Below are 16000 nucleotides of genomic sequence, written 5' to 3'. Positions count from 1 at the left end.
TAAATTATCGTTTACCCCAATATTGATAATAGGTACATTCAATATAACCATTGAAGAGTTTACGACGTTTAGTAGCTTTTTGATTAACTAAGAATTCGAATTCTTTATTGCTTGTAAGTATATAAGTTGATAGAGATGGGTTTTTCTTCATGAGTTTACCAATGTAGCGGTACATTTCTTCAACTTCTTCACGGTCACCGATACGTTCACCATATGGTGGGTTTCCGATTAACGACACAGGTCCGTCATGTTGAATTGACAATGTATTAACATCCTGTACTTTAAATTGAATGATGTCACCTAGACCTACTTCATCGGCGTTTTGTTTCGCATTCTCAATCATTTCAGGATCGATATCTGAAGCGATGACTTCAACTTCTTTTTCATAATCTGCACTTTCATCTGCTTTAGCACGTAAATCTTCGTAAAGATTTGCTGGCATCATATCCCACTTTTCAGAAACAAACTCACGATTAAATCCTGGTGCAATATTTTGAGCAATTAAGCATGCTTCTATCGCAATTGTACCTGAACCACAAAATGGATCGATTAAAGGCGTATTGCCATCCCAGTTCGCAAGGCGAATTAAACTTGCTGCAAGCGTTTCTTTAATCGGCGCTTCCCCTTGCGCGATACGGTAGCCACGCTTGTTAAGACCTGAACCTGCAGTATCAATCGTGAGTAAGACATTATCTTTAAGTATTGAAACCTCAACAGGATACATAGCACCTGTTTCATCTAACCAACCGCGTTCGTTATAAGCGTGCTTAAGTCTTTCGACGATCGCTTTCTTTGTAATCGCCTGACAGTCTGGCACACTGTATAATTTAGATTTTACACTACGTCCTTGGACTGGAAATTTTCCATCTTCAGATATAAACGTTTCCCATGGTAAATCTTTTGTCTTCTCAAATAATTCATCAAACGTAAACGCTTTAAATTGTCCAACGACAATTTTAATTCGATCGGCGGTACGTAACCATAAGTTGCATGTCGCGATTGCTTCCTCATCACCTTCGAAATAAATTCGGCCATTTTCTACCGTCGTTTCATAACCTAAGCTTTGGATTTCTTTTGAAACAACTGCTTCAAGACCCATTGGGCATACTGCTAGTAATTGAAACATCTTAAAACAATCCCTTTTCTAAGTATTATGTAATTCTATGTTAACAGAGTTCTTAAAACTTTTGTTATATATTAAATTCAAATAAACAAATATATATCTATAATATAAGTTGTCATACCCATTAAAAAAAGCTCTCCGTCTATTGGAGAGCATAGTGTCTAGTAGTGATATTTTTGTAAGCCATGTTCTGTACCTTTGTACTACTAACGTGCACTAGTCACACTCGTACGCCGGCAGTAATCATCTGTCTGAATTTATATATTACGAATATAAATACCTCGTCTATATGTTGACTTCCATTAGACAAGTGCTCCTACCAAATTTGGATTGCTCACTCGAGGGGTTTACCGCGTTCCACCTTTTATATTTCTATAAAAGCTACGTCACTGTGGCACTTTCAGGCTATTGTAACCATATCAAAGACTTAGGTTAGGTCACCGCCGTCAACTTAATGCCTTGACTTATTGTTTCGTCAAGCACGAACACTACAATCATCTCAGATTGTGTGAGCATGGACTTTCCTCTATATTACTATAGCGATTACTCAAAATATCACTGAAAAATTATATCATGCATATACAAAAATATAAAGACTAAAAGTCCTATGTACTGTATCGCATCTAAAGAAAGTGTATTACTTACCGAATACAGCTTTTTCTAAATTAGAAATGCGTTTTAAGAGGTCAACGTTGCCAGAGTTGTTACCTGAGAATGCTTTATTATCTTGAGGTCTGCTTGAAGCAACACGTAATCTTAAATCTTCAATCTCTTTTTTTAGTTTATTGTTTTCTTCTGATAACTTAATTACTTCGTTGTTAAGATCAGACATTTTTTGGTAATCTGCAATAATATCATCTAAAAAGGCATCAACCTCTTCTGGACGATATCCTCTTACCATTGTCTTTTCAAAATCTTTTTCATAAATATCTTTAGCAGTTAACTTTAATGAAACTTCTGACATAATTTCTCCACCTCATTCAAAACTATTGTTCATTTGACCATTGCAAATCGTTGATGAAATCAGTGATTTCATCAAATGTGACAATATCATAAGTATAATTTGTTTTTTCAACAAAATCAACTAAGAGTCTTTTGAAGTATTTAGGGCTTCCTTCCATTTCATCGTCATATATCATAATAGTTAGGTCTGTGTGATCAAGCATAAACTGATCGCAAGCTTTAAATTGGTGCGGACCTTGGTATGGTGCGTGATAAATACTGTTCACGTAATCAGCCTTTGAAGCGACTTGTTCAAACTTAAGGGTGTTCTCTTCATTCCACTTTGCCGTTACCTCTTCGAATGGTGTGATGATACCAAGTTTAATTTGCGGATATTCCTCTTTAAGTTCAATAACGGTCTGAGCGACCCACATTTCGATACCAAGCTGCCCTTGCGTTAGCACCCATTCCAGACCTTCTTCAATATAAGTGATTAATTTGTTTCTGATAAACTTTTTTAAATATTTAACTTCATCACAATTATCATTAAATATATTAAGCTCAAATGGTTTATATCCCGTAAAGTAAGCGGTCTTATACATCGATATCACCTAAATGTTGTTGAATATAGTTTAAATCATAAGTCACAGCTTTGTGCTTTTCAATAAATAGCTTTCGACTCTTATCGAAATGACATTCGACGGTCAATTCTTTAAAATGCTCGATAAAGTTATCGAATTTCATCGGATTCATGTAAGGTAATTCGACGATGTTTTGTTTTTCTTCTATTAAAAGGTCTAATTTAGCATCAACCTCTTTTGTGTAAGGTACCACTTCTTTGTAAAAGTCGTACGCGTGCCCTTCTTTTGATGAGGTGAAGCGTTGAAAGATTTCATCGAGAATGACTTGTAGTTCTTTAAGCACGTGCCTATCCATCTTTCACCCTCCTTTTAACAATAATTTATCATATATCAGTGTCTATAACCTAGTTGTATCAAATGCTTCGTTAAAAATTGTGTAAGTAGATATGTATTCTCTATTAAAAATGCTATAATAAATTTGCCGATTCGTATTATTATGTTCAAATACATATGCGTTTACATAGAAATATAAAGAACGATAAATATATAAATAAAATATGTATTTGAATATACGTGTGATCGGATGAACCATTAATAATGCGTGGTGAAACAAATGAATTATCCTAATGGGAAGCCATTTTTAAGAAATCGGACTCAGGACGTAATGAAAAAGCAGTCCCAGTCACGTAACATTAAATATGGTGGTAGAGGTATGTCTTTAGAATCGGATATCGAGAAATCGAATAAATATTACCGAGAGACTAACCGAGCAGTCATACATAAAAAACCGACTCCGGTTCAAATTGTTAATGTCGACTATCCGATGCGTAGTAAAGCTGTCATAAGAGAAGCATACTTCAGGACCCCTTCTACAACCGACTATAATGGTATTTATAATGGATATTACATTGACTTCGAAGCTAAGGAAACAAAGAACAAAACCTCCTTCCCTTTGAATAATATTCACGACCATCAAGTGTCGCATATGGAAGCGGTTTATCAGCAAAAAGCGATTGTCTTTTTAATGATACGTTTCAAAAGCTTAAATGAAGTTTATTTAATATCTTATAGGAAGTTTTTACCATTTTGGCAACGTTTTTTAAACGATGTCAAGAAGTCTATTTCGGTTGAAGAAATCAGAGAAAATGGTTACCATATTCCTTATCAGTATCAACCACGATTAAACTATCTTAATGCAGTTGATAAGTTGATATTAGATGAAAGTGAGGACCGCTTATGAGCCAAAAGAATAGGACTTCGCGTTCAAATAAGTCGAAGTCCGGTAAAAAACAGAATAAAAACATTAAGAGGACGATAATTAAGATTCTAGGATTCTTGTTCTTAGCCTTCTTAGTCTTAATGTTGTTAGGTATATTACTTTTTGCTTATTATGCTTGGAAAGCTCCAGCTTTTAGTGATTCTAAGTTACAAGATAAAATACCGGCAAAAATTTATGACAGGAACGGAGAACTGGTTAAGACCATGGACGACGGTCAGCGTCGTGCACGTGTTGATATCGATGAAGTACCACAGCAAATGAAAGATGCTGTATTAGCAACTGAGGATAATCGCTTCTATGACCATGGTGCATTAGACTATAAACGTTTATTCGGCGCAGTTCTTAAGAACGTTACAGGTGGATTCGGTTCTCAAGGTGCTTCAACGCTTACACAACAAGTTGTTAAACGTTCGTTCCTAACGAATGAAAAGTCTATCGGACGTAAAGCACAAGAAGCTTATCTATCTTACCGTTTAGAGCAAGAATATAGTAAAGATGAAGTTTTCGAAATGTACTTAAACAAGATTTACTACAACGATGGTGTACATGGTGTTAAAGCCGCTGCTAAGTACTATTTTGATAAAGATTTAAAAGACTTAAATCTTGCTGAATCTGCATACTTAGCTGGTTTACCTCAAGTACCTTCTTACAACAACGTTTATGACCATCCAGATCGTGCTGAAAAGCGTAAAGACACAGTATTACATCTGATGGAAATGCACGGACGTATTTCTAAGAAGCAAATGAAGGAAGCACAAGAAACACCTATCGACAAAAACCTTGTAGAACGTACAGCTAAAGATCGTCAAATTCAACCTGAAGATGAAGATTCTAAGCAATATGCATCATATATTAACTTTGTGAAACAAGAGTTAATGTCTAACGAAGAATACAAAGGTAAAAATCTTCAAGACGTTATGAACAGTGGTATTAAGATCTACACGAACATGGACAAAAATGTTCAAAACTCTTTACAAGACAAAGTTAATAACGGTTCTTATTATAAGAACGATGACCAAAAAGTTGGTGCCACTATTGTTGATAGTGAAACTGGTGGATTAGTCGCGATTTCAGGTGGCCGTGATTATAAAGACGTTGTAGAACGTAACATGGCTACAGATGTTCACCCTACTGGTTCTTCATTAAAACCATTCTTAGCTTATGGACCAGCCATTGAAAACATGAACTGGGCAACAAACCATAAGATCCAGGACGAAGACCAAATTAACATTAACGGAGGCATCTTCAAAAACTACGACCAAAAAGGTCACGGTGAAGTTTCTGCCTTTGACGCGTTAAGACAAAGTTTCAACGTTCCTGCACTCAAGACATGGCAAGAAGTTAAGGACCATGCAGGTAATGGCGCACCAGTTAAATTTGCTGAAAAAGTTGGACTTGAATATCAATCTAAAGATATCGGCCCTTCTGATGTACTTGGTGGTTCATCATCTGAATTCTCACCTACTGAACTTGCTTCTGCCTACGCGGCAATCGCTAACGGCGGTGAGTACAACAAAGCGCACTCAATTCAAAAAGTTGTGGACGCTGACGGTGATACAATCGAATTTGAACACTCAAGTAATAAGGCAATGAAAGATTCAACAGCCTTCATGTTAGCTGAAATGCTTAAAGGTACATTCGAACCATACGGCTCTGCGTTTGGTAAAGGCGTACCAGGCATTAACTTAGCAGCTAAGACAGGTACTGGTACTTATGCGCAACAAATTTATGACCAATATAACTTACCAGATTCTGCCGCAAAAGACGTTTGGATAAACGGTTTCACACCGAAATATTCAATGTCAGTGTGGATGGGCTTTGATAAAGTTAAACCATACGGTGAAAACTCATTTGTTGGTCATGATGAACAAGTCTTACCACAAGGATTACTTCAAGATGTTATGAGTGAAGTTAACCCTAAAGATGGTCAAGATTACAAGAAACCAGCTTCAGTTGAAGGTAGCTACCCTAACTACAATATTGCTGGTAACAAAGATAGTTCAACTACAGACAATAAAACAAAATCATCACCTAACTCAAACTTTGGTAACAGTACTAGCTCAGTTCCATCATCTGACGAATCAAGTGAAGAATCTGATTCATCTGAAAGCGACAGCAGCTCAGAGTCATCAAATAGTTCTAATGGATCAAGTGCTACTACTCAGAACCAACAGCAACAAGGTACGACTCAGTCACAACAACAAGGTCAATCTCAAAGACAATCTCAGAACCAAAAGCCAGCTGGGGCTACACAACAAGGTAACCAAAGTCAGCAACAAAATGGTAGCAACCAAGGTAATCAAAATTCTCAAAATCAACAGTCGACAACACCGCAAACATCCACCCGACCTCAAAACGGTCAGTCACAGCAAGCGGGTTAACGACATAATTAAAGACCAGGCATTGAGCCTGGTCTTTTTCATATACGCTTATTCTTCTCTATCACTGACGCTTTTTACGAATTTGATACGACGCATTCATCTTAATCAATTCCTGTTTCATCGTCTTCATTTGTTGATAACCCATAAAGTGATGCTTACGCAATTCGATATATGATAATCGTTCTTCAAAGTTCATTGGCACTACAGGCAACGCATTTATACGCGCCGCATCATAATCCTCAATTTCATTAATATCCTTAAAGTACGCCATTAATAAGTCGAAGTATTGATCGAGTAATGCTTTACCTGATTCAGTCTTCAATTGACGCAACTTACTCATTTCATCTAATTCACTTTCTAATTGACTAAACTTTTCCTTAAACATTAAGATGACTCCCTTAAACTTGCACGATAACGCTTTTGCCCTTCTCTACAATCTTGTAGCAATGGACACTCACTACATTTCGGTTTTTTAGCTAGGCAATGATACCTACCGAAGAAGATAAGCTGATGATGACTCTTCGTCCATTGTTCGCGCGGTATAATCGATGTAAGTTTACGTTCCACTTCACGCACATTATCTTTATAGCGACAAATACCTAAACGCTTTGAAACACGTTCTACATGCGTATCTACCGCTAAAGAAGGTTCTCCAAATGCGACACTCATCACAACATTTGCTGTCTTACGACCAACACCTGCTAAGCTTTCTAACTCAGCATGGGTTTCAGGAACTTTACCGTCGAACTTTTCAAGAAGTGACGCACACAACTTTCGAATATTCTTAGACTTGTTACGATAGAGGCCAATTGAACGAATGTCATCCTGCAATTCCTCAAGTTCAACCGCTAAATAATCCTCGGGTGTCTTGTACTTTTCAAAGAGCGACGCCGTTACCTTGTTCACAAGTTTGTCCGTACACTGAGCTGATAAGAGTACAGCAATCGTTAATTCGAACGGATTCTCATGCCTCAATTCACATTCAGCATCCGGAAACATGTCATCGATGACATCTAACATTTCTAACGCTTTTTTCTTACTTATCATACGGATTCTCCCCATTCAGCCAATCAAATTTCGGTATTTTCTTAACTTTATGCTGCATTTCAGGTTGATTAAACGCACGACTCACCTGCTTCGATTGCTCAATCGTCTCAACATTATTCTTCTTCCAGTTCAGCAGTATCCGATCAATATACTTCATACTCAGCTTTTGGTTAGATTCAGCTTCATTCAAAGCTTGTAGAATCAATTCATTACCATGTTGATCGACATCAATCCATTGATTCAACGTTTCAATTTCTATAGGAGATAGCGGTCTTGAAAACGATTGTTCGAATTGTTGGAAGAGTGTTTTAAAGTCGATCTCTTTCTTCTTATGGTGATCTTCAGAAATATCCTTCTTCATGATTTCCGATAGCTTCTCGTAAAAGCCCTCTAAGCTCATGTACTCAGAGAATTTACCTTCATCATCTTTATGAACACTCAGATCAAGAAGATCACGTTGGATGAGCTTTTGAATAGTAGCGGTGATTTCACGCTCTTCAAGCGTCGTACCTTGTTGAAGCGTAAGTATAGACGGCTGTTTATTCGTCACGTCGTAAGCATATATCAATTTGAGTAATATCACGAAGTCTTGTTCGTTGATGCCTAGCTCGTTGTAATGATTTAAAAGCATATGATGTATCACGAGCGGACGTTCTTTTAAAAATTTAGTATGCATAAGCTCACCTCAATATTCATTAGGATTAGGTACGTGCGCCCTATATAATAAGCCAGGGAAACGTACTAAGTCCCTGGCTCTTTAACACTATTTTTATGTCGACATTGATTATGGATATAAACGGTTTAATAAGCGTGGGAATGGTGATGTTTCACGAACGTGTTCAACGCCTGAAATCCAAGCAACTGTGCGTTCTAAACCTAAACCAAAGCCACTGTGTGGTACGCTTCCGTATTTACGTAAATCTAAATAATAGTTATAGCTTTCTTTATCTAAACCGTGTTCATCGATACGTTGATCAAGTAATTCAGCATCATTAATACGTTCTGAACCACCAATGATTTCACCATAACCTTCAGGTGCTATTAAGTCAGCACATAGTACTGTGTCTTCGTTCTCAGGGTTTGGTTGCATGTAGAATGGCTTAATCTTAGTTGGGTAGTTCACGATGAATACTGGTAAGTCATAATGGTTAGCGATAGCCGTTTCATGTGGTGCACCGAAATCTTCGCCCCATTCGATATCGTCAAAGCCTTCTTCTTTTAAGAATTCAATCGCATCATCATACGTAATGCGTGGGAATGGTGCTTTGATTTTCTCAAGTTTTGAAGTGTCACGATCTAAAATATTAAGTTCAATTTTACAATTCTTAAGTACAGATTGAACAACGTGCGCAACGTATTCTTCTTGTACTTTTAAGCTTTCATCATGGTTCGTAAACGCCATTTCAGGTTCGATCATCCAGAACTCAATTAAGTGACGTCTTGTTTTAGACTTTTCAGCACGGAACGTTGGCCCGAATGAGAATACTTTACCGAATGCCATTGCTGCAGCTTCAAGGTATAGCTGACCACTTTGTGAAAGGTATGCATCTTCATCAAAGTATTTAGTATGGAATAATTCACTTGTACCTTCTGGCGCACTTGCTGTTAAAATTGGTGGGTCAATTTTAGTGAATCCATTTTCATTAAAGAATTCGTATGTTGCACGAATGATTTCATTACGGATTGTCATAACCGCATGTTGTCTCTTAGAACGTAACCATAAGTGTCTGTGGTCCATTAAGAACTCAGTACCATGGTTTTTAGGTGTGATCGGATAATCACTTGCTTCGTGAATAATTTCAATTGATTTCACTTGCATTTCATAACCTAGATCAGAACGGTTATCTTCTGTAATCGTACCTGTGATGTACATTGAAGATTCTTGCGTGATGTCTTTCGCAGTTTGGAATACGTCCTCTGAAACTTCAGATTTCACTACAACACCTTGCATGAAACCTGTACCATCACGTAATTGTAAGAATGCAATTTTACCGCTTGAACGTTTATTTGTAAGCCAAGCACCAATTGTTACTTCTTGGTCGATATATTTTTTAGCTTCTCTAATTGTCGTTTTCATAACCAGTCTCCTATTTATAAAATACTCTTCTTTAGTTTAACAAAATCACTGCGTAACTTCTAGATTAAGAATTGTTTCTATCGTCTTGGATTAAATCTTTTAGGACTTTTCGGAAAATATTGATGTCTTTATTAATCACGTCGAATGATGCTGTCGTCGATTCGAAATATTGTTGATACTGACTATGTATCAAGCGATTATCAAACGACACGACGATGCCATTATCATCCTCATTTCGAATTAAGCGCCCTAGCCCCTGTCTAAAGCGCGTTACCGCATCAGGCAGCACATAATCTTTAAAGATGTGAATAAATTCGTCATGCATGAGCCAATATTTCGTATGTTTCTGATTCATAAATGGCAATTTCGCAATCATCACGCATTTAATGCCCTTGCTTTGGAAATCAAATCCTTCAAAGAACGTATTCGTGCCGAGCAGGATTGATTTATCAAATTTATTAAATTGATTTACGATTTTATTATTCTGACTTTGTTGTTGATGCAATATCACATAATCCGATAGTTCAGGCATTTCATTGAGATACTCATTGACCATGTACAACATTTTATAACTTGTGAAAAGCACTAAGCATTTATCCTGCGTCGTGTTCACATACTCTACGATATAGTTCACGATAGACATCACATACCCGTCGATATTTGAATAATCGTAACTTTCGATATCACTTGGTATGAAAAGTTTAGGTTCATGCTTTCGTTTCATCTTCGTATTAATAATGTATGCATTAAAGGTGTGCTCATTATGGAACCACTTTTTAAAATGCTCGAAAGATTCATTGAACGTGAGCGTACCTGAAATCAATGTTAAAGCGTTAAACTTATCGATGATGCGTTCGGATAAGATATCTTTAACTGAATGATCTTTAATCATAAGTTCAATCGTTGATTTCTGTTCTACATTTTTAATTGCGATAAACGACGTATGGTTGGCTTTGAGACTTTTTAAAACTTGTTTAAATTGATCGTTAATATAAAGCAATTGTTTACGCGTCGTTTTGATTGTTTTATGACTCATTCCGTTAAAGTATTCTAAAATGTGATTAATTTTATGAGTAATGAGTGTCAGTTTTTGAATTAATGGTGATGGATTAAATTCGAACGCATAATGAAACCTATTACTTTCATCATCATAAATATGTGATGTATGAATAATGTCTAACATATGATCGAATAAGTCTTCTGTTAATTCATGTAGTTCATTAATGTCAATTTTAAGTCCAAAGACATCAATTGGTGGAATATCAATACGTTCAAAGATACGCTTTTGTTCAAGCTCGTCTATCTTCTGAAGTAGTTTCTCATTTTCGTTTTTACCAATTAATCCGAGTTGATATTTGATGTCACTATAGGTCAGTTTCGATAAAACTTGATTAAGTGCATAGTCTGGTAAACGGTGCGCTTCATCAATGATACAGTCATCAAATAAGTGATAAATCGAATTCTCATTAGACTGATGAAGTAAGTGCGCGTGATTCGTTACACCAATTTGAATGTGCTTAGCGTTACGTTTAATGTAATTATAATAATGAATATCGCCAGGCACAGGCACGTAAGTCTCAACCTTTTGTTCGAAGTAGACTTTTTGTCCACCTTTAAGATTTAATTCGTGAATATCGCCTGTTTCGGTCTCGGTTATCCAAATTAGTAATTGGGCTTTTAATAAACTGACCTCGTAGTTATGCGTTTCATCTTTCAAAATTTGGCTGATTAAACCGAGTGAAATATAATCATTCTTACTCTTAATGAGCGCAGCATTGACGTTGATACCAAGTGCCTCGTTTAATAATGGTATATCTTTATGCAACAACTGATTTTGAAGTAGTTTCGTATTCGTCGATATCATTACATGACGATCAGTTTCATGATTATATAATAAGGCAGCTAATAAATAAGCAAGAGATTTACCGCTACCTAACTCAGCTTCGATTAAGGCCTTTTCATTATGTAAAAGTTGCTCAAAAATGGTTTCTGCTAAGTAAAGTTGTTCGCTTCGGTAATTAAGATTTAAACGTTCCACTACTAATGCATAAATATCTTTTAACGTATGAGGTAATTTAAATTTCGGTAGTTTTAAATCAACTTGCTTTTTGTAAATGAGTTGTTCGAACTGACCATAATCTTTTGAAATGTCAATCTCTTTAGAATGACGGATTAATTCAAAGAAATAATCTTTTAAATCATATTTAAGTGCTTTACTTAAATAATAAAGTTGTTTCTTAGAATCTAAAGGTAAGTTTTTGAATTTATCAAAGCTTTTCAACATGATTAAAGCGGTTGTCTTCGCATCTTCATCAGCTTGATGTGCATGATCTAACGGGATATCAAGCGCACTTGCAAGCTCACCTAACTGATAGCTTTTCGCAGTAGGGAACGCAATCTTAAAGAGTTCCATCGTATCAATGACCTTATACGGTTCAAATGACATATTACATGCTTCAAAAGAGGCCTTTAAAAACTTCAGGTCGAAATCCGCGTTATGTGCGACAAAGATACAACCTTGAAGTTGCTTTAAAATTTGCTCTTTAATTTCATGGAAATAAGGCGCGTTAGCTAAACTTTCGTTATCAATCGATGTCAGCGCTGAGATAAATGGCGGAATCGTGATATCCGTCTTAATTAAAGATTGATACGTACCTGTGATGACATCGCCTTTCACGAATGTTATACCTATTTGAATGATTTCATCGGTTTGTATTTGATTGCCCGTAGTCTCTAAATCTACAACGGCATAACACGGCTGAGCCATAATTGTTCTCCTCTCTTAAGATTCTATATCAGCACTCATTAAACGATGCATATCACCGTTTCCATCTTTAACGTGAAGGAACCCTTGATCATCGATTGAAACAGGTTCGCCTTTAAAACGCTTGCTGCCTTCAGTAAACGTAAGCGTACGGTCCCAGATATTAGAATGTTTCATATATTGATCCTTAATATCTTTAAATGGCGTACTTAAAAATTGTAGGTAGCGGTGTTCGATGTTCTTGAGTAACACGTCTAAGAAATCATATCGATCGATTAATACATCATTGTTGTGTTGACGAATGGACGTCGCTTTATCTTTAATAACTTCATCGAAATGGTCACCAAGTTGATTCATATTGATTCCAATGCCACAAATAACCGCTTCAATACCATCATGATTTGCGACCATCTCCGTTAAAAAGCCACACACCTTCTTATCACCAATATAAATGTCATTCGGCCATTTCACAAATACATCTGTTTCCACAAAGGATTGAATCGCATCACGAATTGCTAGCGACATAAATAAGTTGAATGTCGTAATCATTGAAAATTGCACATTTGGACGTAATACAAGAGACGTCCATAAACCGAGACCTCTTTCTGAAGCCCATGGTCGGTTAAAACGTCCCTTCCCTTTAACTTGTTCATCTGCGATAACCATAAATGTATCTTGATTTCCAACTAATGCTTGTTTAGCGAGTATTTGTGTTGAATCAACCGTTTCATGCGTTACGGCATAGTCGATGAGTGATGATTTTTGGATAAGTCGATCAACAAGCGTCTCATACCATTTATCTGGAAGATTTACCAAATGGTGTCCCTTGTTATGAATCGATTCAATTTCACATCCATCATTTTTCAAACGGTCAATAACCTTTTTAACTGAGGTTCTTGATATTTTAAGTTGCTCAGCAATAAATTGGCCTGAAACGAATTCAGGTTGGTGCTGATACAATACATTTAATACATCATTTTCATACTTCGACATGTTGTGTCACCCATTTCAATATTTCGTCTTTATCGTTTATTATGTCTCGTTTTAGAATGGCGTCTACTATTTGATTAAGTGTTGCTTTGATCCAAGGGCCACCTCTTTGATTCAAGTGTGTCATAAGATCATGCCCATTTACAGCTAAATCGTTAAACGATGTTATCGGTAACTGAGCGTAACGCGTTTCAACGACTTGCTTGTTAAAAATGAACGGCGAGACGTGTAAAACATCATTCTCTTTAAGTATATCAGTTTTTGAAATGATACTATAAATACATTGAATATCTATTTGAAATAGTAATTTGTCGATATCGAATTTACTTTGAATCGCGTTTATTTGAGCAATGGCTTTTTCATAAGTTTGAATCGTTTGAAGTTCTTGATTACTAATTTTAAGTGGCTTTAACTGAACTGACCCTTGTTGAAGCTTAAGTATAGCGAGTACAAAGTCCATTGATAGCGGTGTACTTAGCTTAAGTCTTTTCATATCAAAGGATTTAAACACTGGAATATCATTAAAGGCACCTAAATGGTTCATAGACTTAAGGGTCTTTTCAACGGCGACACCATGAAACAATTTCTTCAGTTCTACAACGATACGTTCAATGGATAAATACTTGATGTCATGAATTTGAGCGGCCATACCGCGAAATGTATGGGTCTCGATTTCAAAGTCAAGTTGAGACTGAAAGCGTACGCCGCGTAGAATGCGTAGTGCATCTTCAGTAAAACGTTCTGCTGGCTCACCTACCGCACGAATCTGGCGTAAGCGCATGTCCTTCTTACCTTCAAAGTAATCGACAACTTGAAAGTCCTTATCCATCGCAAGCGCATTTATTGTGAAGTCACGACGCTTCAAATCCTCTTTCAGTTCTCGCACGAACGCTACATGATCTGGCCTACGATGGTCGACATAATCGCTTTCAGTACGGTACGTCGTCACCTCGTATTGATCGTCATCATATAACACATTAATCGTGCCGTGTTCTTTACCAATCGGAATTGTACGCTCAAATATCGTTTCGATTTCATCAGGCGTCGCACTCGTCGTAATATCAACATCATTAATTGGGCGCTCGAGGATGAAATCTCGGACCGCACCACCAACAAAATATGCCTCATAGCCATGTTGTTCGATGGTATCAAGTATCGGTCTAGCGTCATTAAAGGCTTTCTTCATGATTGTCACCTAACATCTTCCTATAATAATATTCATACTCATCCGCGATCTTCCCTGAGTAGAAACGTTCCTCGATATCTTTCAACATTGTTTGTTTCATCGATTGATAACGCTCAGGATCATTTAAGATATCAAGCGCATATTCACTCGCTTTCTTACTATCGCCTACATCTACTAAGAAGCCTGTTTCGTTATGTTTGATGACTTCTTTAATACCGCCAGCGTGCGTACCAATCGGAAGCACGCCTGTCTTCATCGCTTCAAGCAATGATAAACCGAAGCTTTCTTTGTTACTGAGTAATAGCACTAAATCAGACATTTGGTAAAATTCGCTCACGTAGTCTTGTTTACCTAAGAATAAAATATCGTCAAAGCAACCCAGTTGTCTGGCATACGCTTTCATATCAATCAGTTCAGGTCCATCTCCAAGTAAAATTAACTTCGCTTTCATTTCTTTTCGAATATAATAGAACGTTTCAATAATCGTATCAATACGTTTAACACGTCTAAAGTTCGACACGTGAATGATGACCTTCTCATCATCTTCAATACCATACGTTTCCTTAAGCTTAGGATTGTAGCATGTTGGGAATTCGTTCTCCCTAACGAAATTATAAATAGGCGTAATCGTTTTATTCGGCTTAATGATATCCATCGTTTCGTCTTTTAAAGCATGACTTACACTCGTCACCATGTCACTACGTTCAATGCCGAATCGAATCGCGCCTTTTAACGCATGGTCATAACCAAGCACCGTTATATCCGTACCATGTAAAGTCGTCATAATCTTCACATCTCGACCTGCCATTTCGCGTGCTAGAATGCCACAAATTGCGTGAGGAATCGCATAGTGCATATGCAAGATGTCGAGGTCATATTCCTTAATGACATCCGCAATTTTAGTACTAAGCGTGATATCATACGGCGCATATTGAAATACCGCATATTGATTCACTTCAACTTGGTGAAATGTAATATTTGGGATAGGCTTACGCATTCTAAATGGAATATTAGACGTTATAAAATGGACATCATGTCCTTTTTCAGCCATTAAAATACCAAGTTCAGTCGCAATGATGCCAGATCCACCCATAGATGGATAACATGTAATACCAATCTTCATACAACGGCACCTCCTTTATGAGTCAGACTTTCGTTCAAAGCGATCTTTATCGCGCGTGTTGAATTTCGCCATTGTCTCATCGAAACTCTCAGTCATATCAATGTCTAAAGAATTCGCGAGACATAATAATACAAACAGATTGTCACCAAGTTCAGCTTTAATCGTGTTCTCAGCTTCACTCGCCTTCTTTTTCTTCTCTCCGTGCGTATGGTTAATTTCTCTTGCGAGTTCGCCAACTTCTTCTGTTAAGCGTGCAAGATTTGCGAGCGGCGAGAAGTAGCCCGTCTTAAATTGGCTTATGTATTGGTCAACTTCCTTCTGCATATCATTCATAGATTTCGTCATAACGTCGTCCTCCCTTATCACATATAGTATTATAGAGTACGTCGAATTTCAATTTCGTGATACACACGGCAAATTTCGAGCACATTTGTTTAAGTAATTTAGGTCAAATACGTTCCTTTCATAGACGCTTGCCCTCTTTGAAAAGCCCTCTAAGCTACTGGA

15 protein-coding genes and 1 other RNA gene are annotated in these 16000 nt (G+C 37.0%); 2 read left to right on the top strand and 14 right to left on the bottom strand.

Annotated features, from left to right (window positions below; translation table 11 throughout):
- Positions 1-4: 4 nt before the first annotated feature.
- From ACF3N8_RS08385 to ACF3N8_RS08365, 5 genes are all read right to left on the bottom strand, one after another.
- Positions 5-1126 (bottom strand): class I SAM-dependent RNA methyltransferase, encoded by a 1122-nt coding sequence (locus tag ACF3N8_RS08385; protein ID WP_009383784.1) that lies wholly within the window; start codon positions 1124-1126, stop codon positions 5-7.
- Between the two features lie 171 nt (positions 1127-1297).
- Positions 1298-1678, bottom strand: an RNA gene (rnpB, locus tag ACF3N8_RS08380) — RNase P RNA component class B.
- Between the two features lie 82 nt (positions 1679-1760).
- Positions 1761-2087: a cell division regulator GpsB gene (gpsB, locus tag ACF3N8_RS08375; protein WP_009383783.1), complete on the bottom strand. Its 327-nt coding sequence runs from the start codon at positions 2085-2087 to the stop codon at positions 1761-1763.
- Between the two features lie 22 nt (positions 2088-2109).
- Entirely contained in the window at positions 2110-2667 is a 558-nt protein-coding gene (locus tag ACF3N8_RS08370; protein ID WP_009383782.1) for a DUF1273 domain-containing protein, read from the bottom strand.
- A complete protein-coding gene (locus ACF3N8_RS08365; RefSeq protein ID WP_009383781.1) occupies positions 2660-3001 on the bottom strand; it encodes a DUF1798 family protein in 342 nt (113 codons plus the stop codon). The genes ACF3N8_RS08370 and ACF3N8_RS08365 overlap by 8 nt, the downstream gene beginning before the upstream one ends.
- 258 nt (positions 3002-3259) lie before the next feature.
- Between ACF3N8_RS08365 and recU the strand changes: the two genes are divergently transcribed.
- Together recU and ACF3N8_RS08355 are read left to right on the top strand one after the other, a co-directional pair.
- Entirely contained in the window at positions 3260-3886 is a 627-nt protein-coding gene (gene recU, locus ACF3N8_RS08360; protein ID WP_392449821.1) for a Holliday junction resolvase RecU, read from the top strand.
- On the top strand, positions 3883-6306 hold the full coding sequence (locus tag ACF3N8_RS08355) for a transglycosylase domain-containing protein (RefSeq protein ID WP_238101879.1): 2424 nt from the start codon (positions 3883-3885) through the stop codon (positions 6304-6306). The genes recU and ACF3N8_RS08355 overlap by 4 nt, the downstream gene beginning before the upstream one ends.
- 61 nt (positions 6307-6367) lie before the next feature.
- Here the strand turns inward: ACF3N8_RS08355 and ACF3N8_RS08350 are convergent, their stop codons facing one another.
- The 9 genes from ACF3N8_RS08350 to ACF3N8_RS08310 form a co-directional block, all read right to left on the bottom strand.
- The gene (locus tag ACF3N8_RS08350; protein WP_238101878.1) at positions 6368-6691 is read right to left on the bottom strand and encodes a YpoC family protein; all 324 of its coding nucleotides are present in this window, start codon (positions 6689-6691) and stop codon (positions 6368-6370) included.
- Positions 6691-7353 carry an endonuclease III gene (gene nth, locus ACF3N8_RS08345; protein WP_009383777.1) on the bottom strand — a complete coding sequence of 221 codons (663 nt, stop codon included), beginning with the start codon at positions 7351-7353 and terminating at the stop codon, positions 6691-6693. Before nth ends, ACF3N8_RS08350 begins: the two co-directional genes overlap by 1 nt.
- Positions 7343-8029, bottom strand: coding sequence for a DnaD domain-containing protein (locus ACF3N8_RS08340; RefSeq protein WP_392449820.1), 687 nt, complete (start codon positions 8027-8029; stop codon positions 7343-7345). The genes nth and ACF3N8_RS08340 overlap by 11 nt, the downstream gene beginning before the upstream one ends.
- Before the next feature lie 108 nt (positions 8030-8137).
- A complete protein-coding gene (asnS, locus tag ACF3N8_RS08335; RefSeq protein ID WP_009383775.1) occupies positions 8138-9430 on the bottom strand; it encodes an asparagine--tRNA ligase in 1293 nt (430 codons plus the stop codon).
- Positions 9431-9494: 64 nt separating this feature from the next.
- Positions 9495-12197: a helicase C-terminal domain-containing protein gene (locus tag ACF3N8_RS08330; protein WP_392449819.1), complete on the bottom strand. Its 2703-nt coding sequence runs from the start codon at positions 12195-12197 to the stop codon at positions 9495-9497.
- A 15-nt stretch (positions 12198-12212) separates the two neighbouring features.
- Positions 12213-13187 carry a biotin--[acetyl-CoA-carboxylase] ligase gene (locus tag ACF3N8_RS08325; RefSeq protein ID WP_009383773.1) on the bottom strand — a complete coding sequence of 325 codons (975 nt, stop codon included), beginning with the start codon at positions 13185-13187 and terminating at the stop codon, positions 12213-12215.
- A complete protein-coding gene (locus ACF3N8_RS08320; RefSeq protein WP_392450440.1) occupies positions 13174-14373 on the bottom strand; it encodes a CCA tRNA nucleotidyltransferase in 1200 nt (399 codons plus the stop codon). Before ACF3N8_RS08320 ends, ACF3N8_RS08325 begins: the two co-directional genes overlap by 14 nt.
- Positions 14354-15493, bottom strand: coding sequence for an N-acetyl-alpha-D-glucosaminyl L-malate synthase BshA (gene bshA / locus ACF3N8_RS08315; protein WP_238101875.1), 1140 nt, complete (start codon positions 15491-15493; stop codon positions 14354-14356). Before bshA ends, ACF3N8_RS08320 begins: the two co-directional genes overlap by 20 nt.
- Before the next feature lie 15 nt (positions 15494-15508).
- Entirely contained in the window at positions 15509-15838 is a 330-nt protein-coding gene (locus ACF3N8_RS08310; protein WP_009383770.1) for a nucleotide pyrophosphohydrolase, read from the bottom strand.
- Positions 15839-16000 lie beyond the last annotated feature (162 nt).

It is taken from the genome of Staphylococcus massiliensis (assembly GCF_043186315.1).
Taxonomy (GTDB): Bacteria; Bacillota; Bacilli; order Staphylococcales; family Staphylococcaceae; genus Staphylococcus; species Staphylococcus massiliensis.
This window is presented reverse-complemented; position numbering and strand designations above follow the sequence as displayed.